This window comes from Streptomyces sp. NPDC057287 (genome assembly GCF_042667905.1).
Classification (GTDB): Bacteria; Actinomycetota; Actinomycetes; order Streptomycetales; family Streptomycetaceae; genus Streptomyces.
This window is the reverse complement of record NZ_JBHUYV010000003.1, coordinates 15375-40527: the sequence shown is the minus strand read 5'-3', so window position 1 is coordinate 40527 and position 25153 is coordinate 15375. Positions and strand designations below refer to the sequence as shown.

At 71.3% G+C, this 25153-nt stretch carries 23 protein-coding genes and 2 tRNA genes; 9 read left to right on the top strand and 16 right to left on the bottom strand.

All coding sequences use genetic code 11. From position 1 onward, the window contains the following. Positions 1-47: 47 nt before the first annotated feature. Positions 48-1022 (top strand): helix-turn-helix domain-containing protein, encoded by a 975-nt coding sequence (locus tag ACFUNE_RS06730; protein WP_383563198.1) that lies wholly within the window; start codon positions 48-50, stop codon positions 1020-1022. A 65-nt stretch (positions 1023-1087) separates the two neighbouring features. Here the strand turns inward: ACFUNE_RS06730 and ACFUNE_RS06725 are convergent, their stop codons facing one another. The 9 genes from ACFUNE_RS06725 to ACFUNE_RS06685 form a co-directional block, all read right to left on the bottom strand. Next, entirely contained in the window at positions 1088-1825 is a 738-nt protein-coding gene (locus ACFUNE_RS06725; RefSeq protein WP_383563195.1) for a D-Ala-D-Ala carboxypeptidase family metallohydrolase, read from the bottom strand. A 202-nt stretch (positions 1826-2027) separates the two neighbouring features. After that, complete coding sequence (gene def, locus ACFUNE_RS06720; protein ID WP_383563192.1) at positions 2028-2666, bottom strand: peptide deformylase; 639 nt, start codon at positions 2664-2666, stop codon at positions 2028-2030. A gap of 80 nt (positions 2667-2746) precedes the next feature. Further along, positions 2747-3739, bottom strand: a complete 993-nt coding sequence (locus tag ACFUNE_RS06715; protein ID WP_383563189.1) for a tetratricopeptide repeat protein — start codon at positions 3737-3739, stop codon at positions 2747-2749. A gap of 91 nt (positions 3740-3830) precedes the next feature. Next, positions 3831-5078 (bottom strand): HD-GYP domain-containing protein, encoded by a 1248-nt coding sequence (locus ACFUNE_RS06710; protein WP_383563186.1) that lies wholly within the window; start codon positions 5076-5078, stop codon positions 3831-3833. After that, complete coding sequence (locus ACFUNE_RS06705) at positions 5075-6463, bottom strand: HD-GYP domain-containing protein (RefSeq protein ID WP_383563183.1); 1389 nt, start codon at positions 6461-6463, stop codon at positions 5075-5077. The genes ACFUNE_RS06710 and ACFUNE_RS06705 overlap by 4 nt, the downstream gene beginning before the upstream one ends. Positions 6464-6655: 192 nt before the next feature. Further along, positions 6656-6976, bottom strand: coding sequence for a mycothiol system anti-sigma-R factor (gene rsrA / locus ACFUNE_RS06700; RefSeq protein WP_383563180.1), 321 nt, complete (start codon positions 6974-6976; stop codon positions 6656-6658). Further along, positions 6973-7629, bottom strand: coding sequence for a sigma-70 family RNA polymerase sigma factor (locus ACFUNE_RS06695; protein ID WP_033298180.1), 657 nt, complete (start codon positions 7627-7629; stop codon positions 6973-6975). The genes rsrA and ACFUNE_RS06695 overlap by 4 nt, the downstream gene beginning before the upstream one ends. Positions 7630-7934: 305 nt before the next feature. Further along, positions 7935-8588 (bottom strand): alpha/beta family hydrolase, encoded by a 654-nt coding sequence (locus ACFUNE_RS06690; protein WP_383563177.1) that lies wholly within the window; start codon positions 8586-8588, stop codon positions 7935-7937. A 17-nt stretch (positions 8589-8605) separates the two neighbouring features. Then, the gene (locus ACFUNE_RS06685; protein WP_383563174.1) at positions 8606-9421 is read right to left on the bottom strand and encodes an SOS response-associated peptidase; all 816 of its coding nucleotides are present in this window, start codon (positions 9419-9421) and stop codon (positions 8606-8608) included. 73 nt (positions 9422-9494) lie between these two features. Here ACFUNE_RS06685 and ACFUNE_RS06680 point away from each other — a divergent pair, with 73 nt between their 5' ends. The 4 genes from ACFUNE_RS06680 (at position 9495) to ACFUNE_RS06665 (ending at position 13144) form a co-directional block, all read left to right on the top strand. Beyond that, entirely contained in the window at positions 9495-10208 is a 714-nt protein-coding gene (locus ACFUNE_RS06680) for a M50 family metallopeptidase (RefSeq protein WP_383563171.1), read from the top strand. 103 nt (positions 10209-10311) lie between these two features. Beyond that, positions 10312-11691, top strand: coding sequence for a 3-phosphoshikimate 1-carboxyvinyltransferase (aroA, locus tag ACFUNE_RS06675; protein ID WP_383563168.1), 1380 nt, complete (start codon positions 10312-10314; stop codon positions 11689-11691). Positions 11692-11695: 4 nt separating this feature from the next. Continuing rightward, entirely contained in the window at positions 11696-12712 is a 1017-nt protein-coding gene (gene rsgA, locus ACFUNE_RS06670; RefSeq protein ID WP_383563166.1) for a ribosome small subunit-dependent GTPase A, read from the top strand. Between the two features lie 108 nt (positions 12713-12820). After that, on the top strand, positions 12821-13144 hold the full coding sequence (locus ACFUNE_RS06665) for a DMT family transporter (protein WP_383563163.1): 324 nt from the start codon (positions 12821-12823) through the stop codon (positions 13142-13144). Here the strand turns inward: ACFUNE_RS06665 and ACFUNE_RS06660 are convergent. Continuing rightward, entirely contained in the window at positions 13036-13668 is a 633-nt protein-coding gene (locus ACFUNE_RS06660) for a TetR/AcrR family transcriptional regulator (RefSeq protein ID WP_383563160.1), read from the bottom strand. The genes ACFUNE_RS06665 and ACFUNE_RS06660 overlap by 109 nt on opposite strands. 137 nt (positions 13669-13805) lie before the next feature. Here ACFUNE_RS06660 and hisN point away from each other — a divergent pair, with 137 nt between their 5' ends. After that, positions 13806-14606, top strand: coding sequence for a histidinol-phosphatase (hisN, locus tag ACFUNE_RS06655; protein ID WP_383563157.1), 801 nt, complete (start codon positions 13806-13808; stop codon positions 14604-14606). A 205-nt stretch (positions 14607-14811) separates the two neighbouring features. Further along, positions 14812-15213 (top strand): cyclic nucleotide-binding/CBS domain-containing protein, encoded by a 402-nt coding sequence (locus tag ACFUNE_RS06650; protein ID WP_383563154.1) that lies wholly within the window; start codon positions 14812-14814, stop codon positions 15211-15213. 95 nt (positions 15214-15308) lie between these two features. Here the strand turns inward: ACFUNE_RS06650 and ACFUNE_RS06645 are convergent, their stop codons facing one another. Continuing rightward, entirely contained in the window at positions 15309-16760 is a 1452-nt protein-coding gene (locus tag ACFUNE_RS06645) for a catalase (RefSeq protein ID WP_383563151.1), read from the bottom strand. A gap of 175 nt (positions 16761-16935) precedes the next feature. On the opposite strand from ACFUNE_RS06645, the gene ACFUNE_RS06640 reads away from it, so the two are divergent. Then, positions 16936-17355, top strand: coding sequence for a Fur family transcriptional regulator (locus ACFUNE_RS06640; protein WP_383563148.1), 420 nt, complete (start codon positions 16936-16938; stop codon positions 17353-17355). 98 nt (positions 17356-17453) lie between these two features. On the opposite strand, the gene ACFUNE_RS06635 is transcribed toward ACFUNE_RS06640, so the two are convergent. From ACFUNE_RS06635 to ACFUNE_RS06620, 4 genes are all read right to left on the bottom strand, one after another. Continuing rightward, positions 17454-17527 (bottom strand) — tRNA-Met (locus ACFUNE_RS06635). An 86-nt stretch (positions 17528-17613) separates the two neighbouring features. Then, positions 17614-19671, bottom strand: coding sequence for a tetratricopeptide repeat protein (locus ACFUNE_RS06630; protein ID WP_383563145.1), 2058 nt, complete (start codon positions 19669-19671; stop codon positions 17614-17616). A gap of 212 nt (positions 19672-19883) precedes the next feature. Beyond that, positions 19884-19957: transfer RNA gene (locus ACFUNE_RS06625), tRNA-Met, on the bottom strand. 42 nt (positions 19958-19999) lie between these two features. Further along, complete coding sequence (locus tag ACFUNE_RS06620; RefSeq protein WP_383564137.1) at positions 20000-22915, bottom strand: UPF0182 family protein; 2916 nt, start codon at positions 22913-22915, stop codon at positions 20000-20002. A 127-nt stretch (positions 22916-23042) separates the two neighbouring features. Between ACFUNE_RS06620 and ACFUNE_RS06615 the strand changes: the two genes are divergently transcribed. Next, positions 23043-23612 carry a PPA1309 family protein gene (locus ACFUNE_RS06615; RefSeq protein ID WP_383563143.1) on the top strand — a complete coding sequence of 190 codons (570 nt, stop codon included), beginning with the start codon at positions 23043-23045 and terminating at the stop codon, positions 23610-23612. Between the two features lie 21 nt (positions 23613-23633). Here the strand turns inward: ACFUNE_RS06615 and ACFUNE_RS06610 are convergent, their stop codons facing one another. After that, the gene (locus ACFUNE_RS06610) at positions 23634-24743 is read right to left on the bottom strand and encodes a PDZ domain-containing protein (RefSeq protein WP_383563141.1); all 1110 of its coding nucleotides are present in this window, start codon (positions 24741-24743) and stop codon (positions 23634-23636) included. Positions 24744-25153: the final 410 nt, after the last annotated feature.

Genomic DNA, 25153 nt, shown 5'->3' with positions numbered 1-25153 from the left:
AGTGGCAGGACTGTCACACACCCTCGAATTACTGCCACACTGACGTCATGCTGAAGAATGTCGCCGTCCTGCTGCTCGACGAGATCCACCCCTTCGAACTCGGCGTCGTGTGCGAGGTGTTCGGCCTCGACCGCTCCGAGGACGGGCTGCCCGTCTACGACTTCGCGGTCGTCTCGGCGGAGGGTCCGGTCCTGCGGACACACGCCGGGTTCTCCATCAGCACCCCCCACGGGCTGGACCGCCTGGAGGAGGCCGACCTCATCGCCGTACCCGCGGGAAGCCATTACATCGACCGGGAGTACCCGGAGGAGGTCCTCGACGCCCTGCGGCGGGCCGTGGAGCGGGGTGCGCGGGTGCTGAGCGTGTGCTCCGGCGCCTTCGTCCTCGGCGCGGCCGGACTGCTGGACGGCCGCCGCTGCACCACGCACTGGCGGCACTCCGACGAGCTGGCCCGCCGCTTCCCGAGGGCCTGCGTGGAGCCGGACGTGCTCTACGTGGACGAGGGCTCGGTCATCACCTCTGCGGGCACGGCCGCGGGCATCGACGCCGCCCTGCACCTGGTCCGCCAGGCGCACGGACCGGCCGTGGCGAACGCCATCGCACGCCGCATGGTGGTCCCCCCGCACCGGGACGGCGGCCAGGCGCAGTACATCAAGCGCCCGCTGCCGCGCACCCCGTGCGACACGGTCGGCGACACGCTGGCCTGGATGGAGCGCCACCTCGACGAGGAGATGACCGTCGAACAGCTGGCCGCCCAGACCCACATGTCGCCCCGGACCTTCGCCCGGCGCTTCCAGCAGGAGACCGGCACCACTCCCTACCGCTGGCTGCTCCGGCAGCGCGTACTGCTGGCGCAGCACCTGCTGGAGACCTCGGAGGAGACCATGGACACGATCGCGGGACAGACCGGCTTCGGGAACGCGGCGGCGCTGCGCCATCAGTTCGTACGGTCGCTGGGGACGACCCCGAACGCCTACCGCCGCACCTTCCGGGGGCCGTCCGACCTGACCGAGGTCGCCTGACCGGACGGACCCGCCGGGGTGCTCACGCGGTCACTCCGGCGGGCCGGACCACCGCGTCCCTGCGGTCAGATGCCGCACTGCGAGGCCGACCAGAAGTGGCTGGGCCCCTGGTTCACATGGATGTGGTCGCTGTGACCGGCGTACCCGGGGCCGAGGATCCCGTTGAATCCGTGGTTGCGGGCCTGCTGCGCGATGGTGCACAGCGAGTGCGGGCCGGATCCGAGATCGACGGCGTCACCGTACAGATGACGGCTGTTCGTGGCTCCGCCGACCGCCGAATTGCAGGAGGTGGACCGGAAACCGCTGGTGACCCGCAGGGACTGGTCGCCCAGCGCGTGCCGCAGGGCCTCCAGCTTCCACATGCTGCTCAGCGCGTTGGCCTTGGCCGTGCCCGCGGCGACCGCTCCGCCCGCCCAGGTGCTGTTGCACTTGTTGAGCTCGGGATAGGTGAAGTGGACGGGCGTGCAGTCGTCGTCCTGGAGCGCGTAGAGCTTGGCCTGCGTGGCCGGGCCGGCGACGCCGTCCGCGGCGAGGCCGTAGGCGGACTGGAAGCGCTTGACCGCGGCCGTCGTGGCGGGGCCGTACGAGCCGTCGACGGCCAGCACCGAGTTGTATCCCGGATAGCCGGACACCCTGATCTGGAGCTGGGTGACATCGTTGCCGGTGGCGCCCGGGGACAGCGTGCGCGTCCACGTGTAACAGCCGTCGGCCTGCGCGGTGCCCGCGGTGACGACGGCCCCGCCGATCGCGAAAGCCATGGTCATGACAAGGCCGAGCAGCAGATGTGCGGTACGTCTGAGCATGGGATCTCCCTGCACGGTGAGGCGTAGAGGCGAGGTGTGGGGACGAGCCTGGCGGACGGGTCGACGCGCGTCAACCACGCCCCGGAGAACGCCGGTCGACGAAATCCCGACGCGACGCACCGCGCCGCACCGCACCGCACCGCACCGCACCGGGCACGGGAAAGGGCCCCGCCCTCGGCGAGGCCCTCCGTCCGTACGCGGATCAGTCGTTCGGGACGACCTCGTAGCGCGGGGTGCCCTCCGCCATCTGGTTCAGCGCGTCCTTGCGGTCCCGCTTCGACAGCCGGTCGATGTACAGGTAGCCGTACAGGTGGTCCGTCTCGTGCTGGAGGCAGCGCGCGAAGTAGCCGCTGCCCCGCACCTTCACCGCGTTGCCCCGGGCGTCCTGACCGCGCACGACCGCGTAGTCGGGACGCGCGAGCGCGGCGTACGCCGTGGGCACGGACAGGCAGCCCTCGTTGGAGTCGTCGAGGTTGCGCTGCTCCGGTGCGAGGTCCTCCAGCACCGGGTTGCAGATGGCGCCGACGTGCCGCACCCCGTCGTCGTCCGGGCAGTCGTAGACGAAGACCTTGCGGTTCACACCGATCTGGTTGGCGGCCAGGCCCACGCCCTCCGCCGTCCGCTGGCTGGCGAACATGTCGTCGATCAGCTGCGCGAGCTCGTCGTCGAACTCCGTGACGTCACTGCACTCCTTGTGCAGGACCGGGTTGCCGACCACCGTGATGGGGCGGGAGGTGCCGCGCTCGCGGTGCGCCGCCTCGCGCGCCTCGCAGTCCTCGGTGTCCACGAGGAATCCCTCGTCGTCCACACCGGCCTGCTGGTCCGTCTCCTGCTGCGACATGTCCGCCGTACGCCTTCCTGCAACCTGAACCCGTGAGTACCCGCACCCGCATCGGTGCCCGTACAGCCTACGGGCACCGGTCAGCAGACTTCTTCCAGATCCCGCCACTCGCGGCTGTCCGGACTGTCCGCCACCCAGCCGTCCAGCAGTCCGCGCACCAGCCCGGCGGGGGCCGCTATGCCGCACTCGCGCTCCGGCACCCACAGGTCACCGGCGGTGCGGTGGCCGAGGGGGCCCGGGTGGCCGGGCTCACTGTGGTCGTGCGGGTCCAGGTGCTCGCCGTCGCCCTCGTCGCTCTCCATCCGGCTCTCCGAACAGGCACGGCAGAGAAGCCGCACGGAGGACGACCAGTCCTCGGCGGCGAATCCCGCGTCGGAGGCGAGCCGCTCCAGCGCGTCCCGGTCGGCCTCGGTCGCGGCCTCCAGGAGCACCACCCAGGTCGGCACGGGGGACGGCGCCCACAGCTCGATCTCGTCGAAGACCGGGTACGACGGCCCGGCCGCCGTGACCCGCTCGCCGTTCGGCACCCCGTCGTGCAGCACGACCTCGCCCCAGCGCCGCCCCGAGGACGGCAGCGGGATCGACAGCACTTCCATCCGCGCCGGATCGAGCCTGCGCCCCCAGACGACCTCGGCCTCGCCCTCCGGAGAGAGCCTCACGGCCGCGCTGCCCAGCTCCATGCCCGTGGGCTCGCTGTTCGCCGCCGCGTTGTGCTGGCCGCTGCCCGGCACCCTCAGCCCGTACGCCTGCCAGGCACGGCGCGCCAGCGGCCAGTCCTGGAGCGCGGTGGCCGCGATCCCGACGTTCCACCAGTCCGGGGCGCCGGACTCACGGTCCAGCAGGGCGACGGCGCGCAGGCCCGCGGCCCTCGCCTGTTCCCAGTCGTGGCGGAACTTGTGCAGCAGCGCCAGGTTGAACCAGGACTCGGAGAGCCAGGGCTCCAGGTCCGCCGCGCGCGTCAGCAGGGCCCCCGCGTCCTCGTACCGGCCGTCGCCGATCAGCGTGAACGCGCGGTCCGTGGCCTGCCGCCAAGAGGCGGACGGCCGATGCCGTACCTTCCCGAAGATCCTCACGATTCCCGCCTGTCCCGACTGGACACCCTCGTTTTCCGCTCTCCTTCGCATCCAACCATGCCCGGCCGGACGCCCGCTCATTACCCATGGGTTACCCAGCCCCGACCGGGGCCGGACCGCCCCGCGCCAGGACCCTGGCCAGTGCTTCGACCACCTGCGGCTGGTAGTCGCGGCCGGTGCCGAGCCTGAGCTGCTCCAGCGCCCCCAGGGACCCTTTGACGCCTTCCCCGCACAGGTCGTCGTACGCGTTGACCGCGCGGACGATCCTGGCGGCGGTCTGTTGTTCCCGGTACGGATCGGCCTGCTGCTCCACCACCGCGGCGACCGCGGGATCCACGCCCGTCTGACGGACCACGGCCCCTCCCAGCAGTGCGATCCGGCGCTGCTCGGCGGCCGGGAGGACGGCGGTCGCCCCGTCGGCGACCGGATCGACCAGCGAGAGCTGGCCGATGTCGTGCATCAGCGCCGCGTACTCCAGCACGGTCAGCTCGGGGCCGGCCAGCCCCAGCTCCCGCCCGACGGCCGTCGAGAGCTCGGCCACCCTGCGGGCATGGCCGTGCGGGGTGTAGCCCGCGATCTCCGTGGCCCTGGCCAGCGACGCGATGGTCTGCCGGTACGTCGTACGCACAGCGGCGTACCGGCGGAACGACACCTGGGTGAGCAGCAGCGGTACGCACAGGACGGGCAGCGCCCAGAGCCCCGCGACGGCGACCCCGAGCGCCATGACGGCGCCGGTCGCGCAGACGGCGGAGCCGATGCCGCTGAGCGCGCGGAGCTCGTCGCGCAGCTGCGGGCCGTACGGGCGGGACGTCCCCGCCGTGAGCGCCGCGAGGACGGCGTCACACAGTGCGGTGAGCACCAGCAGCAGGAGCAGGAACAGAGCGAAGTACGGCCCCTCGCCGAACCAGCGCTCCGAACGGCCCGAATGGTGGAGAGGCTGGAAGCACACGGCCGCGAAGGCCACGGCCAGGACGCGGCGGGCCGCCTGGTCGGGCCCGGGGCCGCTGCCGCGCGCCATGTGGGGCACGGAGGCCAGCAGCTGCGCCGCGACGACGACGGTGACCACCTGGAGGACACCGTGCGTCGTGTCCTGCCCCGCGCTCCGCCCGAGCAGTGCGTACGCGAGCGCTCCGGCCGCCCCCAGGGGCGCGGGCTCCCGCTCACCGGGCACGGAGCCCCAGCGGGCCAGCTCACCGGTGGCGACCAGGACTCCGAAGGCGAGGGCGTGGCCGGGTTCGACGACGCCGTTCCACAGGGTGTGCCCGAGCGCGACGAGCGCGAGGAGCAGCGCGGCGCCGCGGACCGCGAGGACGGCCGGTGACGGGTGGGGCGGGGTCACCGGGGCTGTCCCGGCCGGTCCGGGGACCCGGTTGCGGGCGGACGCGCCCCCGCCCGCTGCCGCGGCAGGCCGGCCGGCTCCTCGTCCGAGGTGACCGTATTGGCTTCGGCGGACCACCCGTGGCGGTCCAGTGCCCGCGCGAGCGCCCGCACCACGCGCGGGTCGAACTGACTCCCGGCGCAGCGCCTCAGCTCCTCCACGGCCGCCGGGACGGGCCTTCCCCGGCGGTAGGAGCGCGTCGACGTCATCGCGTCGAAGGCGTCCGCGACGGCGACGACCCGGGCGAACTCGGGGATCCGGTCGCCGGCGAGGCCGTACGGATAGCCACTGCCGTCGAGCCGCTCGTGGTGGTGCAGGATCGCGGCGCGCGCCTCGTCCAGGAAGCCGATGCCCCGGACGATCTCGTGCCCGTACTCCGGGTGCAGCTCGATGACGCGGCGCTCCTCGGGGGTGAGCGGCCCTTCCTTGCGCAGGACCCGCGTCGGGACGCCGAGCTTCCCGACGTCGTGCAGGATGCCGGCGAAGCGGAGCGCCTCCATCCGGCTCTCCTCCATCCCGAGTTCACGGGCGATCAGCTCGGAGGCGCGCCCCACCCGCTCGCTGTGTCCACGGGTGTAGCCGTCCTTGATGTCGACCGCCTGGACGAGCGCCCTGATGGTGGCGCGGTGGGCGGCGTGCCGGCGGTGGTACTGCGCGAACACCCAGCAGGAGATGTACATCGGCAGCAGGACGACCAGAGCGGACAGCGGCCCGTAGGAGCTGCGCCACAGGACGGCCATCATCAGCCCGGCGAGCGCGTGCACCAGGTGGGGGCCCACGGAGCGGGCCGGCAGCCCCCGCCAGGCGTGCCTGACGGCCACGCGCTCGGCCGTGACGAGGACGGAGCCGTCCAGCGCGGCCAGGACGAGGCCGAAGACGAGCGCGGTCGCACAGGCCGGGAGCAGGGCGTACGGGAGGCGGGGGACGCCCCCGTCCACGGGGCCGCCGAGCGTGGCGGGGCCGCCCAGGAGCGCGTAGACCCACGAGGCGCCCCCGACGGTCAGGGCGAGCTGGGCGGCCCGCCAGATGCGGCGGGCCGTCGCGGGGGGCTGCTCCACCCGGCTCGCGAGTGCGCCGGGTACGGCGACGAGGACGGCGGCGGACGGCGGCAGCAGGAAGGCCGCGGTGAGCAGCAGGGGGAAGAACGATCCGGCACCGACCGGGACGGAGCCGCCGAGGACACGGCAGCGGCCGGGGAGTTCACAGGCGAGGTGGAGCGCTGCCAGGAGGCCGAGTGTGCCCCACGGTGTGGCAGCCCCCGGGGAGAGCGCGGGAAGCGCGCAGAGTACGGCGCAGACCGCCGTGCAGAAGATGTGGACGCGCGCCGCCCCCGGTGTGCCCCTCACCCGTACCGCCCGCCCCCAGCCTGGTCGATGGAGGCGCCAGGCTAGCGACGTGGGGGTCGGTCAGGGCACGAACGGGCCGGATTAGCACATTCGGGTGACACGACCGGGGTTGGGAGGAGCGACCGAGGGGTTCAGTACTCGACGGACGACCGGGCGCCCACGGTCACTCGCCGGACGGCCGGGTACAGGTGGTCACTCGGCGGCGGCGGCCGGACGGTCGGCGCCGCCCATGGCCACGTCCTGCTCGGGCACGGACTGCCCCGAACGGATCAGGTCGATCCGTCCCATCACCTTCGAGCGCAGGTCCGCGGGGACGTCGTCCTGTCCGCAGCAGCGCTTGACCAGCTTCTTCACGGCCTGCTCCAGGCCGTACTTCTCGAGGCACGGTGAGCACTCCTCGAAGTGCACCTCGAACTTCGTGCAGTCGCCCTCGGGCATCTCATGGTCGAGGAACTCGTAGAGATGATCGAGAACCTCTGAGCAGTCCGTCTCGTGCGGCTCTCCGCAGCTCATGAGGCCGAGCCTTTCCTGTCGTCCGACTCACCGGCTCCGGCCGGGACGAGCCCGCGCTCACGCGCGTAGTCCTCGAGCATGCCGCGCAGCTGGCGGCGTCCCCGGTGCAGCCGGGACATGACCGTACCGATGGGTGTCCCCATGATGTCCGCGATCTCCTTGTAGGCAAAGCCCTCTACATCGGCGAGATACACGGCGATGCGGAACTCTTCGGGGATCGACTGCAGCGCGGACTTCACGTCGGAGTCCGGCAGGTGGTCGAGCGCCTGGGACTCCGCCGAGCGCAGCCCCGTCGACATGTGCGACTCCGCACGTGCCAGCTGCCAGTCCTCGATCTCCTCGGCGGCGCTCCGCTGCGGTTCGCGCTGCTTCTTGCGGTACGAGTTGATGAAGGTGTTGGTGAGGATGCGGTACATCCACGCCTTGAGGTTCGTACCCTCGCGGAACTGATGGAAGGAGCCGTACGCCTTGGCGTACGTCTCCTGGACCAGGTCCTCGGCGTCCGCGGGGTTGCGCGTCATGCGCAGCGCGGCCGAGTACATCTGGTCGAGATATCCGAGGGCGTCCCGCTCGAAACGCGCGTTGCGCTCGGCAGTCGTCTCCTGCGCACGGCCGTCGTCGGTCCCTGTGTCGGTCCCAGTGACCGGACCCACCTCCTCCAACGATGTCGCGGAACCGAAACCGGACCCGCTCGCCTCGGAGAATAGTCGACCTTGCTTCCGCGCGGGCTGTCGATCGGCTCCGCCCGGGGCGCGCGCCGGAGTGCTCTTGGCCGCGTGAAGCACCGTCCACTCCAGCTCTGCGGCGTTCGAGCGGCTCGGGCAGATGGTCGAACCCATGCGACGGACTCCCTCTCCACGTACGACGTTGTTGTACCGACACCAGCCACAACAGACGCCCCGCACGGCGCATTCCCGGGCCTTCCGAGGTGCTCAGGAGCGTGGGAGGGGCGACCTCGTCAGGAGAGGCCGTCCAGCCACTCGGACACCGCGCCGGTGAGGGTGTCCAACGCCTGATCCTGGGTCAGCGGCGCCTTCTTCGGGACGGCGAAGCCATGGTCCGCGTACGGCACCTCCACCAGTCCGTGCTTCCCCGGGGGGAACTCCTCGGGGCGCCCGAAGGGGTCGCGGCCGCCCTGCACCACGAGGGTGGGGACGCCCGCGCCGAGCAGTTCGTCCGCCCGCGACTTCTCCGGCTTTCCCGGCGGGTGCAGGGGGAAGCTCAGGGCGAGCACGGCGCGGGCACCGAGCTCCGCCGCCGTGCGGCAGGCCACCCGCGCGCCCGCGCTGCGCCCCCCGGCGACGACCGGCAGGCCCGGTGCCGCCAGCACGGGCCAGAGGCCGCGCCAGCCGGTGTCCAGCGTCCGGGGCGCCGGTGCGAGCTTCTTTCCGGCCACCCGCCACGGCTGCTCCACCAGGGCCACGGTCACCCCGCGGCCCGGCAGCACCGCGGCCAGGGCCCGGAGGTCCCGGGCCTCGATGCCGCCCCCGGCGCCGTGGCCGACGGCGAGCACCAGGCGGGGCGCATTCGCGGGGAACCAGGTGACCCTGGCCTCTCCGGCGTCGGTGGCGGCGCTCTCGGTCTTCTGCGTTGTCCCTGTCGTACGGCTCACAGCACCATCCTGCCGGGTCAGAAGAGCGTGCCGACCTCCGGCGCGGCGAGCTCCTCCAGGAGTTCCGGGCCGTTGTTGCGCACGTTGCTGACGGCGGTGGCCACCGGGTAGGCCCGCATCAGCCCGCCGGGCGGCGGCTCCAGCAGGGCCTTGAGCTCCTCGGCGTCGGTGCGCGAGGGGTCGAGCCAGTCGTCCCAGCGGTCCGGGGTCAGCATCAGCGGCATCCGGGGGTGGATCTCGGACAGCGAGGCCGGCCCCTCGGCGGGGGCCACGGCGAGCGGGGCCGTCTCCGCCTCGGTGGTGATCACCGAGCAGGTGACCCACCAGGCCTGCGGATGGTCGTCGGGGAGCGTCCGGTCGCGCCAGAACTCGTACAGGCCGGCCATCGCGAAGACGGAGCCGTCGGCGGGGGTCACGAAGTACGGCTGCTTGCGCGGCCGCTTCTTCCTGCCCTTCTCCTCCAGCTGCCGCTCGTCGGCGCCGGTGACCCACTCGTAGTAGCCGTCGGCGGGCAGGATGCAGCGCCTGGACACGAAGGGGCGGCGGAAGGACGGCTTCTCGTGAACCGTCTCCGCGCGGGCGTTGATCATGCGGGCGCCGCCCTCCGGCGACTTCGACCAGGACGGCACGAGCCCCCACTTCAGGGCACGCAGCTGGCGAACCGGCCGCTGATCGTCCGCGTCCTTCACAGGACGGTCCAGCACCGCGTAGACCTCCTTGGTGGGCGCGACGTTCCAGTCGGGCTCCAAGGTCTCCGCGGGTTCCCACTTCTCCACACCGAAGAGCCCGGTCAGATCCTCCGGCCGCCGACTCGCTGCATACCGTCCGCACATAAGTGCCAGACTGCCACGACCCGCCGCCCGAGTGGACGCCGATCCCTCAAGCACTCCAAGGAGCCGCCCCACCATGGACAGCACCGAACTGGGAGATCTGTGGGATCGCGTCTTCGGGACCCAGCCCGCCCCCGAGCAGTGGCTGGTGGTCGTCACGGCCACGGCGGCGCTCGTCGCGGTGGTCCCGAATCTCATATGGCGGCTCTCCCGCAACGCGATCACCATCGCGCACGAGGGGGGCCACGGGCTGATCGCCCTGCTCACCGGGCGGCAGCTCTCCGGCATCCGGCTGCACTCGGACACCAGCGGCCTCACGGTCAGCCGCGGCAAGCCCACCGGCATCGGCATGATCCTCACGGCGGCGGCCGGCTACACGGCGCCGCCGCTGCTCGGTCTGGGCGGCGCCTGGCTGCTGACCAACGGCAGGATCACGCTGCTCCTGTGGCTGGCGACCGCGCTGCTGGCGGTGATGCTGGTGATGATCCGCAATCTGTACGGGGCGCTGACGGTCATCCTCACGGGAGCGACCTTCCTGCTGGTGTCCTGGCTGACCTCCGCCGACGTCCAGTCGGCGTTCGCGTACACCGTGGTCTGGTTCCTGCTGCTCGGCGGCGTACGCCCGGCGTTCGAGCTGCAGTCCAAGCGCCGGTACGGCGGAGCCCCCGACTCCGACGCCGACCAGCTCGCCCGGCTGACACACGCGCCGGCCGCGATCTGGCTCTTCCTCTTCCACGCGGTGTCGCTCTGCTCGCTGATCGGCGGCGGGCGCTGGCTCCTCGGGCTGTGAGGGCGCGGAGTGGGAGACTGCCCTTACCACCCTTGTATTACGCCCCGATTTCCTCCCTTTTGCTCAGGATCTGGGTTTGCGCTGAGCCACTAAAGTGAGGGGCATGACCGAAAGTTCCGTGCACCCCGCCCTCTGGCCCGCCCCCCTTGCGACCGGGGCCGTCGACGCGACCGTCACCGTGCCCGGATCGAAGTCGGTCACCAACCGCGCTCTCGTCCTCGCCTCGCTGTCCTCCGAGCCCGGGTGGCTGCGCCGCCCGCTCCGCAGCCGCGACACCCTGCTGATGGCCCAGGCGCTCCGCGCGATGGGCGTCGGTATCGAGGAGGGCGTCGGCCCGGACGGCTCGGGCGAGGCCTGGCGCGTCATCCCCGCCGGCCTGCACGGCCCGGCCCGGGTGGACGTCGGCAACGCGGGGACCGTGATGCGCTTCCTGCCTCCCGTGGCCTGCCTCGCGGACGGCCCCGTCCACTTCGACGGGGACCCGCGGTCGTACGAGCGTCCGCTGCACGGCGTGATCGGAGCCCTGAAGGCCCTGGGAGCCCGGATCGACGACGACGGCCGCGGGACGCTGCCGCTGACCGTGCACGGCGCGGGCGCGCTGGACGGCGGCCCGGTGTCCATCGACGCCTCGTCGTCCTCCCAGTTCGTCTCGGCACTGCTGCTGTCCGCGCCCCGGTTCAACCAGGGCGTGGAGGTACGCCACACCGGCTCGGCCCTGCCGTCCATGCCCCACATCCGGATGACCGTCGACATGCTGCGTTCCGTGGGCGCCCAGGTCGACGAGCCGGAGTCGGGCGGTGAGCCCGACGTCTGGCGGGTCTCCCCCTCCGCCCTGCTCGGCCGCGACCTGACCGTCGAGCCGGACCTCTCCAACGCCCAGCCGTTCCTGGCGGCCGCCCTGGTGACCGGCGGCCGCGTCACCGTCCCCGACTGGCCGTCGCGGACCACCCAGCCGGGTGACGCGCTGCGCGAGATCTTCACCGCAATGGGTGGCGCGTGCGAGCTCACCGACCGCGGTCTCACCTTCACCGGCTCCGGCAAGGTCCACGGCATCGACGTCGACCTGAGCGAGGTGGGTGAGCTGACGCCGGGCATCGCGGCCCTCGCCGCGCTCGCCGACTCCCCGTCCACCCTGAGCGGCGTCGCGCACCTGCGGCTGCACGAGACGGACAGGCTGGCGGCGCTCACCAAGGAGATCAACGGCCTCGGCGGCGACGTCACGGAGACGGCCGACGGCCTGCGGATCAACCCCCGCCCGCTGCACGCCGGCACCTTCCACACGTACGACGACCACCGGATGGCGACCGCGGGCGCGATCATCGGCCTCGCCGTGGCCGGGGTGGAGATCGAGAACGTCGCCACGACGGCCAAGACCCTGCCGGACTTCCCGGAGATGTGGACCGGCATGCTCGGGGAACCCTCCGGCGCCGTCGGCGTCTCACCCGGAGCGCTCGGCGCCGCGCCGGCGAGGCGCGGGGCCTGAGGACATGCGCCGCTACGGGAAGAACCCCGACGAGGACGACATCCGCGTCCGCCCCAACCCCAAGGGCAACCGGCCCCGGACCCACACCCGCCCCAAGCACGAGGACGCCGAGGACGGCATGGTCCTCACCGTCGACCGGGGCAGGCTGACCTGCCTGGTCGAGGACCGTGCGGTGGTGGCCATGAAGGCGCGCGAGCTGGGCCGCAAGGCCGCCGTGGTGGGCGACCGGGTCTCGCTGGTGGGTGACCTGTCCGGCGACAAGGACACCCTGGCGCGCATCGTGCGGATCGGGCCGCGCACCTCGGTGCTCCGCCGCACGGCGGACGACGACGACCCGTTCGAGCGGGTGGTCGTCGCCAACGCCGACCAGCTGGCCATCGTCACGGCGCTCGCCGACCCGGAACCACGTCCGCGCATGATCGACCGATGCCTGGTGGCCGCGTACGACGGCGGGCTCACCCCCCTCCTGGTGCTGACCAAGTCCGACCTTGCCTCCGCCGACAAGCTCCTGGAGGCGTACACCCCGCTGGGTGTGCCCTACATCGTGACCAGCCGCGAGGAGCTGGAGAACGGCGACGCGGCCGACCGGGTGCGCGAGCTCCTGAACGACCGGGTGACCGCGTTCGTCGGTCACTCCGGGGTCGGCAAGACGACTCTGGTCAACGCACTGGTGCCGAAGGACCGGCGGCGTACGACCGGGGTCGTCAACGCCGTCACCGGCCGAGGGAGGCACACCACCACGTCGGCGCTCGCGCTGCCGCTGCCCGACGGGCGCGGCTGGGTGGTCGACACTCCGGGCGTGCGGTCGTTCGGGCTGCACCACGTCGACCCCTCGCGGGTCATCAACGCCTTCCCCGATCTTCAGCCGGGCACGGAGAACTGCCCGCGCGGCTGCACGCACGACAGCCAGGAGCCGGAGTGCGCCCTGGACGCCTGGGTCACGGAGGGCCACGCCGATCCGGCGCGGCTCGACTCCCTGCGGAGGCTTCTGTCGACCCGGGAGCGGCGCGAGGGCGACTGAGGGCGACGCCGGGCCGTGCGACGCGCGCGTTAGCGGTCCGCACCTGCCGGTAAGGGCATAATCGCGTCGAGTGGGACGAAGCGTCACCTACGTGGGAGGCACCTGACGATGGCGTGGTTGCTGGTCGTGGTCGCCGGACTGCTCGAGACCGGCTTCGCCGTGTGCCTGAAGCTCTCGCACGGATTCACCCGTCTCTGGCCGACGGTCGCGTTCTGCGCGTTCGCCCTGGGCAGCTTCGGCCTGCTCACCCTGGCCCTCAAGAAGCTCGACGTCGGACCCGCGTACGCCGTGTGGACGGGCATCGGGGCGGCGGGGACGGCGATCTACGGGATGATCTTCCTCGACGACGTGGTCTCCACGCTCAAGCTGGTGTCGATCTCGCTGGTGATCGTCGGCGTGATCGGTCTGCAGCTGTCCGGTTCGGCGCAGTGAGCCTCGGCGTCCGCCGGCACCAGCGCGTAGGAGAGGGCGAGTCTCAGCGCGATCTCGCAGGCCAGCTCCAGCTCCTCGGTTCCGCGCGGCGCGGCACCGCGCCCCAGTGCGGCGACGGCCCGGTCCCGGACGAGCGTGAGCAGCTCGGCGGGCGTGGGAAGCGCCGCGCCGGCAGTGGGAAGGGATCCCGGCCCGGGTAGGTGGTCGCCCCAGACCCCTGTGAGCAGCGCCTTGACGAGGGCGTTCGCTCGGGCCGCCCCGACCGTCCAGCGGGCCAGCTCCGCCGGCCCCTCCCCCTTGACCCGGTCGGCGCCGAGCGCCTCCTCCACGCCGGCCAGATACCCGTCCGCCGCCCGCCGGACCAGCGCGCGGGCCAGCCCGGCCTTGCTGCCGAACTCGTTGTAGAGGGTCTGCCGCGAGACTCCGGCCGCCGCCGCCACGTCGACCATGCGCACGGACGTCCAGGGCAGCGTGGAGAGCGCCGAGTGCGCGGAGTCCAGCAGTGCTTCTCGCGCCGATGGCATCGTCGCCTCCCACGCCGGGGACCTGCGATTCAGAGTTGACGCGCCCGGGGGCACTGTCAAGGGTCCGCGCACCGCGGGACGGCCGCCCCGCACGGGGCCGTGTAGCCCGGGCGGGTGGCTGTGGATACTGTGACGGCATGCCCGATTACCACGATGATCTGCGCCTGGCCCACGTCCTGGCGGACGCCGCCGACGCGGCGACGATGGACCGGTTCAAGGCCCTGGACCTCAAGGTCGAGACCAAGCCGGACATGACTCCGGTGAGCGAGGCCGACAAACACGCGGAGGAGCTGATCCGCGGGCACCTGCACCGGGCACGTCCACGCGACGCGATCCTCGGCGAGGAGTACGGGATCGAGGGCACGGGTCCGCGGCGCTGGGTCATCGACCCGATCGACGGCACCAAGAACTACGTACGGGGTGTCCCCGTCTGGGCGACGCTGATCTCGTTGATGGAGGCGGGTGAGGACGGCTTCCAGCCGGTGGTCGGCGTGGTGTCGGCCCCCGCGCTCAGCCGCCGCTGGTGGGCGGCGAAGGGCGCCGGCGCCTTCTCGGGCCGCAGCCTGACGTCCGCGACCCGGCTGCACGTGTCGAAGGTCGAGCGGATCGCGGACTCCTCGTTCGCGTACGCCTCGATGACCGGCTGGGAGGAGCAGGGCCGGCTCGACGGTTTCATGGACCTGACGCGCGCCTGCTGGCGCACCCGCGGCTACGGGGACTTCTGGCCGTACATGATGGTCGCCGAGGGCTCGGTGGACATCTGTGCGGAGCCGGAGCTCTCCCTCTGGGACATGGCGGCGAACGCGATCATCGTCCAGGAGGCGGGCGGGCGGTTCACCAGCCTGGACGGCGTCTCCGGCCCGGGCGGCGGCAACGCGGCGGCGTCCAACGGCCTGTTGCACCACGAGCTGCTCGGCTATCTCAACCAGCGCTACTGACGCTTCCGCACACCCGGCCCACGCCTTCCGTCGCTCCCGGCCCCCTCGGGGCCGCGGAAGCCTCTCCCGGGCGGGCCGACTGCCGGGCCCCTTGTTGAGTTCCCCCCGAGGTGCCACTCTGAGAGTCCCCCCACTTGTGAACTTGTGAATCGGCTCACGAAGGCCGGTCGGCACAGGTCACTCCTCCGAGGAGGTGGCTCTCTCCATGCTCGTCCGTGACGCCATGAGCACACTGGTCCTGACCATCGGCCCGGCCCATACGCTCCGTCAGGCGGCCCGGCTGATGTCGGCCCGTCGTATCGGGGCAGCTGTCGTCCACGACCCGGACACCTGCGGTCTCGGCATCATCACCGAGCGCGACATTCTCGACGCCCTCGGCGCCGGCCTGGACCCCGACGTCGAGACCGCGTCCACCCACACCACCACCGACGTGGTCTTCGCCTCTCCCGCCTGGACACTGGAGGAGGCCGCGGAGGCCATGACGCACGGCGGCTTCCGGCATCTGATCGTGCTGGACGGCGACGGGCCGGTCGGCATCGTCTCGGTGCGCGACATCATCAGGTGCTGGGCGCCGTCCAGGAGGCAGGCCGCGGGCGTGACCGCCTGACGACGGCGCCCCGACCCGGCCCGCACACACCTGCGGGCCGACCCCCCCTGACCGTCCAGGGGAATCCGGCCCGCCTCCGACGGCAAGCGCCCGTTCTAGCCGCGCAGGGCCTGGACCGCGACTTCCAGCCGCTTGCCGAAGTCTCCGTCGGCCTGACGGAAGTTGGCGATCGCCCGCTCGGCGATGTCCTCGCGCGAGACCTTGGCGATGAATCCGGCGAGATTGCCGGTCAGCCGGGCCTTCTCGTCCTCCGACATCAGCCGGTAGAGGTTGCCGGCCTGCACGAAGTCGTCGTCCTCGGCGTGGGACGGCGTCTCGTGGTTGCCCGCGACGCCCGCGACGGGAACGGGCTGCCAGAGCGGACGGTCCGTCTGCGCTGGACCGCCGAAGCTGTTCGGCTCGTAGTTCTTCGTGCCCTTGTGGCGGCCGTCGTACAGGTGGCCGTCACGGCTGTTGGTGCGTGCTTCCGTGGCGTGCGGACGGTTCACCGGCAGGTGGTCGGCGTTGATGCCGACGCGGTAGCGGTGCGCGTCTCCGTACGCGAACAGACGGCCCTGGAGCATCTTGTCCGGGGACGGGCCGATGCCGGGCACGAAGTGCGCCGGGCTGAAGATCGACTGCTCGACCTCGGCGAAGACGTTCTCGGGGTTGCGGTTGAGCTCCAGCCTGCCGATCTCGACCGGCGGGTAGTCGGCGTGCGGCCAGACCTTGGTCAGGTCGAACGGGTTGAAGCGGTACGTGGCCGCCTCCGCCGCCGGCATGATCTGGACCTGCACCGTCCAGGACGGGAAGTCGCCGCGCTCGATGGACTCGCGCAGGTCGCGCTGGTGGCTGTCCGGGTCCACCCCGGACAGGCGCACGGCCTCCTCGGTGGTGAGGTTCTCGATGCCCTGGTCGGTCTTGAAGTGGTACTTGACCCAGAAGACCTCGCCGGCCTCGTTGTTCCACTGGAACGTGTGCGAGCCGAAGCCGTCCATGTGGCGGTACGAGGCCGGGATGCCTCGGTCACCGAACAGCCAGGTCACCTGGTGGGTGGACTCGGGCGACAGCCCCCAGAAGTCCCAGACGTTGTCCGCCTCCTGCGAGCCGGTGTACGGGTCGCGCTTCTGGGTGTGGATGAAGTCGGGGAACTTGATGGCGTCCCTGATGAAGAACACCGGGGTGTTGTTGCCGACGAGGTCGTAGTTGCCCTCTTCGGTGTAGAACTTCAGCGCCCAGCCGCGGGGGTCCCTGGCCGCGTCGGCGGAGCCGAGGTTGCCCGCCACGGTGGAGAAGCGCAGGAAGGTCTCGGTCTGCTTGCCGACCTCCGACAGGAAGTTCGCCCGGGTCCACCGCGAGACGTCCCGGGTCAGCGTGAAGGTGCCGTACGCGCCCGCACCGCGGGCGTGCACGACGCGCTCCGGGATGCGTTCGCGGTTGAAGTGGGCGAGCTTCTCGAGAAGCGCCTGGTCCTGGACGAGGACCGGTCCGCCCGGGCCGGCGGTCTCGCTGTTCTGGTTGTCGGCCACCGGAGCGCCGGCCTCCGTCGTGAGCGGTCCCTGAGTCACGCGCGCCTCCTGCGTCATGTCCTGCACGGCGTCGCGCCCTGTGCAGGCTGTTTACGGCCGCAGCCTGTCCTTGGCCAATTCATCACCGATCCTACATTGGACTTTGTCCAAGTCAATCAAGCATCTAAAGTCACACCTACTCGGGACTCGGCCGATCCACTGTTAGGCTGACCCCATGAGTGACCTCCTGGAACGACTTCGTGGACGCGGCTGGCGCATGACGGCACAGCGGCGCGTGGTGGCCGAGGTTCTCGAGGGGGACCATGTGCACCTGACGGCGGACGAGGTCCACGCCAGGGCCGTCGAGCGGCTCCCCGAGATCTCCCGCGCCACCGTGTACAACACCCTCGGCGAGATGGTGTCCCTCGGAGAGGTCATCGAGGTCTCCACCGACCGCCGCGCGAAGCGCTACGACCCCAACGCCCACCGGCCCCACCACCACCTGGTGTGCGCGCGCTGCGGAGCGATCCGGGACGTGCACCCGTCGGGCAACCCCCTGGCGGACCTGCCGGCCGACGAGCGTTTCGGCTTCACCGTCTCGAACGTCGAGGTGACCTACCGGGGCATCTGCCCGAACTGCGCCGCCACGGCCTGAGGGCGCTCCGGCCGCCCGCCCGTCCCGACGGGCGCTCTTTGCGGGGGCATACGACAGAGGCCCGGATCCTTGGAAGGATCCGGGCCTCTGTCTTTCAGTAGCGGGGACAGGATTTGAACCTGCGACCTCTGGGTTATGAGCCCAGCGAGCTACCGAGCTGCTCCACCCCGCGTCGTTGTGAGTGCAACAGTACGGCACTCTCACCGGCCGGAGCAAATTCGTTCCCCGGACGCCTGTGCGCGGTCCGGCGGCCGGTCGTCACGCGGTCAGCTCCTGGTGCAGCGCCTCCAGCAGCCGCGCGGCCCGCTCCGTCACCTCCGCCGGCCCCAGCTCGACTGCCCGGGCGCACCAGCGCTGCCCCTCGGCGAGCTCGCCCCGCCGCGCCGCGAGCAGCGCGAGGCGCAGCGCCGCCCGGCCGTGACCGTCGTTGGCCGCGCGACTCCACCACAGGGCGGCCTCGCGCTCGCTGCCCTCACGGGCGAGCAGCAGGCCGAGGTTGAAGGCCCCGTTGCGGCTGCCGGACTCGGCTGCCTCGCGGTACCAGCGGGCGGCGCTCGCCATGTCGCCCCGCGCGGCCGCGAGCATCCCCGCCCTGACCTGCGCGCGGCGGTGGCCCTGCTCGGCCGCCCTCTCGTACCACTCCTCGCACTCGGTCCTCTCCGGCATCGGCTCTCCCAGCGCGGGCGGACCGGGGGCGGGCTGGCGCAGGTCGAGGACGCCGGCCAGCCGGAAGGCGGCCTCCGCACTGCCGCCGCCGGCGGCGCACCGGAGATGGCGCTCGGCCTCCTGCTCCTCGCCGTCCCTCAGCAGGGCCATGCCGACCTGGAGCGCGGCATCGGTGTGCCCGGCCGCCGCCGCCCGCTGGTACCAGCCGAGCGCCGTCCGGTCCTCGTCCCGCCCGGCGTGCAGGATGCCGAGATTGAAGGCGGCGTCCACGCTCCCCGCCTCGGCCGCCTTGGAGAACCAGGGCTCGGCCCCCGTCGCGTCCCCCGCCTGGAGCAGCAGCACGGCCAGCGCGTTCGCCGCCTCGCGGTGCCCCGCGTAGGCGGCCCGGCGGTACCACTGCTCGGCCTGGGGGATCCGGTCCTGGGCGGCGCAGAGCAGGCCGAGGTTGTACGCGCCGTTGACGTCCCCGGCGTCCATCGCGGCGCGGTACCACCGCTCGGCGGTCTGCTGCTCGCCCCTGGCTGCGTGCAGCGCGCCGAGAGCGTTGGCGGCATTGCCGTCGCCGTCCTGGGCGGCGCGAAGCCACCAGACGGCCGCGCTCTCCTCGTCACCGGCGTCGCGCAGCAGGAAGCCGAGGGCGCAGGCCGCGCGGGCTTCGCCGTCCTTGGCCGCGGTGAGGTACCAGCGGCCGGCCTCCTTCAGCTCTCCGCGCTGTTCGAGGATCGCGCCGAGATGCAGGGCGGCGCGGCGGTGACCGCGCGCGGCGGCCTGGCGGTACCACTGCTCGGCCTCGCCGACCCGTCCGGAATCGGGGCCGGCGACGGGGCTGTCGCGCTTCGCGGACGTACCGGTGTCCAGCACCCGGCGGCCTTCGCCCACGACGCGGCCCATGCCGAAGGCGTCGTGCGCGTCGCCGACCGCGTTGCGCTCGATCGTCCGCGCCAGGCGGTACGCCGCCTCCCGGTGCCCCTGTTCCGCGGCCGCGCGGAGCCAGCGCTCGGCGCCCGCGTCACCGCGGTGCTCCAGCAGATCGGCCAGGGCGTACGCGCCCAGCGCGTGGCCCTGCTCGGCGGACTGGCACAGCCAGTACTCGGCGCCGGGCTCGTCCCCGCGCTCGCGGAAGTGGCGCCCGAGGGCGTGCGCGGCGGCGGCGGAGCCGGCGACGGCGGCGATGCGCCACCACCCGGCCGCCTCGTCCGCGTATCCCCTCTGATGGAGAAGCACACCGAGGTTGTTCGCGGCGGCACGGTCCCCCTCGGCCGTGGCGGCGCGCAGATAGGTCTCGGCGCCGTCCAGGTCCCCGCGGCGCAGCAGGAGCGCGCCCAGAACGCTCATCGACGCCGTGTCACCGGCCTCCGCGGCGCGCCGGTGGCCGGCCTCGGTCTCGTCGGCGTGGTCCGTGCTGTCGGTGGCGTCGGTGTTCTCGGCGGTGCCCCTCCCCGGGATGGAGTCGACGGCCTCGACGCCGTCGGTCGCTTCGGCGAGTTCCGCGGTGACGGGGGTGGCCTCACGAACACCGTCGGCGGTGTCAGCGGTCCCGGCCCGGGCAGCGGCGAAGGCCGCATCTGCCACGTTTTCCGTCGTCCGGCCGCGTCGCTGCACAAACCGCCCTGTCTCCAACAGAGTTGCCCTGTCCCCCATAAATACCATCGTCGCACCACCTGTAACCCGCGTACACCTGGTATACCGCGGCCAGTGAGGTCACTTCAGCGTTTTGTCGACATGCCCACAGAGAGACAAGTCAAACACGACTGAGCCCAACGCGTGCCCCGCGAACCGCACTTCACTCGGACAACTTGAAAAAACGCGTCATGGCACGACGAAGGCCCGGATCCCAAAGGATCCGGGCCTTCACCTTTCAGTAGCGGGGACAGGATTTGAACCTGCGACCTCTGGGTTATGAGCCCAGCGAGCTACCGAGCTGCTCCACCCCGCGTCGTTGTGTTCAAACCGTACCACGACGCGGGGTGGACCTTTCTCAGCTGCCCTGATCGTCGCCCGCGGGCTTCTCGGCGCCCTCGGTCCCCGAGGTGCCCCCGGACTTGGGCTGGGCCGCGGCGGCCCGCTCAAGGGCGTCCTGCAGGTCCGCCTGGGCCTTGCCGTAGGCCTCCCAGTCCTGCTCCTTGAGAGCGGCCTCGCCGTCCGTGTACGCCTTCTGGGCGTCCGCGATCGCCTTCTTCAGAGCCGCGTCCCCGGTGGCCGGCGGCTCCGTGGTGTCACCCGGTGGCTCCGTCGGTGGCGTGGTCGGGTCGGAACCCTCGACCCCGAAGACCGCGTTGAGCGCCTCCCCGAGACTGTTCTCGAAGACGATCTTCGACCCGTACGAGGCGGCCACCTTGCGCAGCAGCGGATAGTTCTGCGTGCCACCGCGCGTGTAGACCGGTTCGATGTAGAGGAAGCCCCCGTCGAGCGGCACCGTCAGCAGGTTGCCGTACTCGATGTCCGAGTCGGTGCCCTTGAGGTTTCTCACGAACTCGGCGACGTCGTCGTTGCCGTTGAGCTCGCTCTGTACCTGGCCGGGGCCCTTCACGGTGGTGGTGACTCTCAGCAGTCTTATCGTGCCGTAGTCCTTGCCGGCCGCGTCCGCGTCCACCGCCATGAACGCCCCGAGGTTGGGCCGTCCTCTCGGGGTGAACGTCGTGGTCAGCGAGAACTTCTGCGTGTCCTGGCCCGGCATCTTCATGCTCAGGTAGTACGGCGGGACGGCCCCGGGCTCCTTGTTGGTGGGGTCGTCCGGCACCTGCCAGGCGTCACTGCCGCTGTAGAACTGCGCGGGATCCTCGACGTGGTAGCGCGTGAGGAGCTCCCGCTGGACCTTGAACAGGTCCTGCGGGTACCGCAGGTGGTCCATCAGGTCCTGCGGGATGTCGCCCCGGGACTTCACGGTCCCGGGGAAGGCCTTGCGCCACGTCTTGAGCACCGGGTCCTCGGTGTCCCACTCGTAGAGCGTGACCTTGCCGGTGTACGCGTCGACGGTGGCCTTCACCGAGTTGCGGATGTAGTTGACCTGGTTCTGCTGGGCGACGACGGCGCGCTGGTTGGTCGTCAGCGAGTCGGCCGTGGTGTCACCGAGCGTCGTACGCGAGGCGTACGGATAGCCGTTGGTCGTGGTGTACGCGTCGACGACCCACTGGATGCGCTTTCCGACGACCGCCGGATAGGCGTCGCCGTCGATGGTCAGCCAGGGGGCGACCGCCTCGACACGCTCCTTGGGTGTCCGGTTGTACAGGATGCGCGATCCCTCGCCGATGGCCCCGGAGTACAGGATCTGCGGCTCACTCATGGACACCGCGTAGGCGGCGCGGTTGAAGGCGTTGGAGAGACTGACCCCGCTGTCGCCCTTGTAGCTGGTGGTCTTCTCGCCGTCCTCCTCGTAGTCGAGCTCCTTCTGGGGCCCGCCGACGATGGAGTACTGCTCGGTCTTCTCGCCGTAGTAGATCCGCTGCTCGTACTCCCCCAGCTCGCCGGTGGTCGGCAGGCCGGACTCCGTGAAGTCCGGGGAACCCGCCGGGTTGGTGCCCGTCGTGGTGCCCCGGGCCGCGATGGCGCCGTAGCCGTGGGTGTACGTGAAGTGGTCGTTGATCCAGTTCCGCTTGGGAAGGCCGTCGAGGTTGAGCTCGCGCAGGCCGATGACGGTGTCCTGCTCCTTGCCGTCCTCACCCTTGTAGCGGTCCACGTCCAGCGTCCTGGGGAACTGGTAGTAGTTCCTCCGCTGCTGGAGCTGCTGGAAGGCCGGGGAGACGACGTTCGGGTCCATCACCCGGTAGCTCGCGGCCTCGCCCGCGGATGCCCGGAGCTTGGCTTCGTCCGTCGTCGTGCTCTTGCCGGAGTAGTCGTCCACCTGCGCGTCGTCGATGTCGTAGGCATCACGTGTCGCGTCGATGTTCTTCCGGATGAACGGCGCTTCCTTGGCCTGCTCGTTGGGCTGGACCTGGAACTTCTGCACGATCGCCGGATAGAGGCCGCCGATCAGGATCGCCGACAGCACCATCAGGCCGAAGCCGATCACCGGCAGCTGCCAGGTGCGCCGCCACAGCGTCGCGAAGAAGAGCACGGCACAGATCACGGCGATGCAGAACAGGATCGTCTTCGCCGGCAGATAGGCGTTGGCGTCGACGTACCGCAGGCCCGTCCAGTTGTCCGTGGCCTTGAAGTCACTGGACTTCACGGCCAGGCCGTACCGGTCGAGCCAGTACGCCACGGCCTTCAGCGCCACGAAGACGCCGAGCAGCACGGAGAGATGGCCCGTGGCCGCACCCGTGGCCCGCGCGCCGGGGCTGGTGACCCGCAGCCCGCCGTAGAGGTAGTGGGTCACCGCCGCCGCGATCAGCGACAGCACCACGGCGGCGAAGCCGAACCCGAGCAGGAAGCGATACCACGGCAGGTCGAAGGCGTAGAAGGAGACGTCCAGCTTGAACTGGGGGTCCTTCTGCCCGAACGACACGCCGTTGACGTACATCAGCCAGGTGCGCCACTGGCCCGACGCGGAGGCGCCGGCGATCAGCCCGACGAGGGCGGTGACCGCGAGCAGCACCCACTTCTTGTACGGGGCGACGCTCATCCTGTAGCGGTCCAGGCTCTGCTGCTCCAGCGACATCGCGCTCAGCGGCGGCCGGAGCCGGTGCGCCAGCCAGATGTTCACACCGATGGCCACGGCCATCAGCAGTCCGAAGACGAGGAACAGCCCGATCTTGGTCCACAGAGTGGTGGTGAAGACGGAGGAAAACGCGACCGACCTGTACCAGAGCCAGTCCGTCCAGAACCCGGCGAACATGACGAAGGCCATGGCGAGGACCGCCAGGACACCCAATGTCATGAGCAGGGTCCGGACGCGCCGGGACGGGCGGCCGACTCTGATCCGTGGCCCGGTCGGGCCTCCGCCGCGGTCCGGCATCTGGAAAGCCAACGTGCGCACCTCGAAGTTCGCGGTCGTGTGAAGCAGGCCCAGCGATCGTAGAGCCCACCTATGCAACTTACTGAGGCTTTACCTAGTTCCCGTTCCCGGGGCCGAAGGAGGCAGGATGTTGGGCATGCCCAACGTTTCTCCCTCAGGCCCTCCGATGGCCGCCAGCCCACTCACCGTCGCCGTCCTCGAGATCGACGCCTATGCAGCAGGTCTCGGCTGGGACCAGCCGGCCCGGCTCTTCGCCCTGGTCGACACAGCCCGGCTGCGTGCCCACGAGCCGGGCCTCGCCGCCCAGCTCGGGCTCGACGACACCCCGTCCAAGACCGCCGCCCTCACCCCTGTCGAGCAGGAGGAGCTTCCTGCCGGCACCGCGCTGGACGAGTTCCTCGCCACGATCGCGTGGCCCGACGCCGTGGTCGGCTGCGCCATGACCGTGGAACGGATGATGCTGCCGCCTTCCGCGGAGGCTTCCGTACCGGACGGCCTGACCGACGCCCAGCTGACCAAGTGGGTCTCCGAGCACCCGGACAGGCAGGAGGTCCGGATGACGGTGGCGGTGCTGCGGGACGGGGCCCGGGACTCCGCCGTGCGCCTGCGGGAGAAGGACTCCCCGACCGAGGTCCTGACCGGTGCGGGGCTGGTCCCGGGGCTGGCCGAGGCGCTCGCCGCCACCTTCGAGTCCTGACCCCTCCGGCGGGGGCCGGCCTCAGCCCGTCGAGCAGCTCGGCAGGCCGGCCGTGTCCCCCGTGCGGATCTTCTCCAGGGCCTTCTTGGCGTCGTCGAGGGTCTTCACCCTCACCAGGGTGAGGCCGCCCGGGGTGTCGGACGCCGCGGCGGCGCAGTTGTCGTCCGGGGTCAGGAAGTACCTGGCGCCCGCCTCGCGCGCGCCGACCAGCTTCATGTTGATGCCGCCGATCGGGCCGACCTTGCCCTCGTCGTCGATGGTGCCTGTGCCCGCGATGAACTTGCCGCCCGTCAGCTTTCCGGGCGTCAGCTTGTCGATGATGCCCAGCGAGAACATCAGGCCGGCGCTCGGGCCGCCGACGTCGGCGAGCTTGATGTCGATCTCGAACGGGAACGTGTGGTCCGTCCCTGCCTGGATCCCGACGATCGCCCGGTCCTCCTCCGAGGGGTTCGAGGGGTCCTCGGGCGCCTTCCGCGTGGTGAGGGTGATGTTCTTGGAGCCCTTGGGCTCCTTGCCCGCCTTCTCGGCCGCGGCCGCCGTCTTGGCGGGGACGACCGTGAAGACGACGTCCTCGCCGGGCTCGTGCTTCGTGACGAGCTTCGCGACGTCCTCCGGCTGCTCGACCGCCGTGCCGTCGACGGCCTTGATCACATCGCCCGCGTGCAGCACACCCTCGGCGGCGCTGTCCTTCACGACGGTGGAGACGACCACACGGGAGGTGACGGGGATCTTCAGCTCCTCCAGGGCGGCGACCTTGGCGCTCTCCTGGGACAGGCTGAACTCCTCGGCGTTCTCCTGCGTCGACTCCTCCTCGGTCTTGCCGTCCGGGTAGAGGGTGTCGTGCGGTACGACCACGCTGTCGTGGGCCAGCCAGCCGTAGACGGCCTCGACGATGTTCATGTCGTAGTCCGCGCCGGTGACCCGCACCGTGGTCATGTTGAGGTTCCCGGATGTCGGGTACGTCTTGTGCCCGCTGATGTGCAGCACCGGCTCGCCTCGCGCGTCGCCGAGCGTGTTGACGGTCGGACCGGGAGACATCTCCGAGTACGGCACGCGGATCAGCACACCCGCGCAGAGCAGCGCGATCAGGATGAGCGTGGAGGCGAGCATCGTCGCGGTGCGGCGTGGCATGGAACGACAGTACGGGAACGGCCTGTCAGTGCACCGTCGGGGCCGGTCCGTACGGGGCGGACGGCCCAGTGGGCCCGGCTGCCGGGCGGAGGGGCGTCGCGGGTTCGCTCAACGCGGGATGCGCCCGGCGGAGCGATGCGGAATTGGCAACCGCGTACGGTCGCGGAGTCTCAGACCGCCTCGGAACCGGAGTGCGACTTCTCCATCGCTTCACGGAACCTGGCGTAGCCGGCGAGCTCGGTGACATCGCCGGTCGTTCGATTGCGGGCTGCCCACCCTCCCCATATCGCTGCGCCAAGAGCAGCTATAAGTGGAATCAACAGCCAAGCGAGTGCTGCCATCACGACCTCCCTACCCCATGAGCGACCGCAACTGACGATCAGAAGATTAGCCAGCTGCAGGACCAACGC

Excerpts from the sequence above, each read along its gene's own strand:
- ACFUNE_RS06730 (WP_383563198.1), top strand. The coding sequence starts at position 48 with ATGCTGAAGAATGTCGCCGTCCTGCTGCTCGACGAGATCCACCCCTTC.
- ACFUNE_RS06725 (WP_383563195.1), bottom strand. The coding sequence starts at position 1,825 with ATGCTCAGACGTACCGCACATCTGCTGCTCGGCCTTGTCATGACCATG.
- def (WP_383563192.1), bottom strand. The coding sequence starts at position 2,666 with ATGTCGCAGCAGGAGACGGACCAGCAGGCCGGTGTGGACGACGAGGGA.
- rsrA (WP_383563180.1), bottom strand. The coding sequence starts at position 6,976 with ATGAGCTGCGGAGAGCCGCACGAGACGGACTGCTCAGAGGTTCTCGAT.
- ACFUNE_RS06685 (WP_383563174.1), bottom strand. The coding sequence starts at position 9,421 with ATGTGCGGACGGTATGCAGCGAGTCGGCGGCCGGAGGATCTGACCGGG.
- ACFUNE_RS06680 (WP_383563171.1), top strand. The coding sequence starts at position 9,495 with ATGGACAGCACCGAACTGGGAGATCTGTGGGATCGCGTCTTCGGGACC.
- aroA (WP_383563168.1), top strand. The coding sequence starts at position 10,312 with ATGACCGAAAGTTCCGTGCACCCCGCCCTCTGGCCCGCCCCCCTTGCG.
- rsgA (WP_383563166.1), top strand. The coding sequence starts at position 11,696 with ATGCGCCGCTACGGGAAGAACCCCGACGAGGACGACATCCGCGTCCGC.
- ACFUNE_RS06665 (WP_383563163.1), top strand. The coding sequence starts at position 12,821 with ATGGCGTGGTTGCTGGTCGTGGTCGCCGGACTGCTCGAGACCGGCTTC.
- ACFUNE_RS06660 (WP_383563160.1), bottom strand. The coding sequence starts at position 13,668 with ATGCCATCGGCGCGAGAAGCACTGCTGGACTCCGCGCACTCGGCGCTC.
- hisN (WP_383563157.1), top strand. The coding sequence starts at position 13,806 with ATGCCCGATTACCACGATGATCTGCGCCTGGCCCACGTCCTGGCGGAC.
- ACFUNE_RS06650 (WP_383563154.1), top strand. The coding sequence starts at position 14,812 with ATGCTCGTCCGTGACGCCATGAGCACACTGGTCCTGACCATCGGCCCG.
- ACFUNE_RS06640 (WP_383563148.1), top strand. The coding sequence starts at position 16,936 with ATGAGTGACCTCCTGGAACGACTTCGTGGACGCGGCTGGCGCATGACG.
- ACFUNE_RS06630 (WP_383563145.1), bottom strand. The coding sequence starts at position 19,671 with ATGGTATTTATGGGGGACAGGGCAACTCTGTTGGAGACAGGGCGGTTT.
- ACFUNE_RS06620 (WP_383564137.1), bottom strand. The coding sequence starts at position 22,915 with ATGCCGGACCGCGGCGGAGGCCCGACCGGGCCACGGATCAGAGTCGGC.
- ACFUNE_RS06615 (WP_383563143.1), top strand. The coding sequence starts at position 23,043 with ATGTTGGGCATGCCCAACGTTTCTCCCTCAGGCCCTCCGATGGCCGCC.
- ACFUNE_RS06610 (WP_383563141.1), bottom strand. The coding sequence starts at position 24,743 with ATGCCACGCCGCACCGCGACGATGCTCGCCTCCACGCTCATCCTGATC.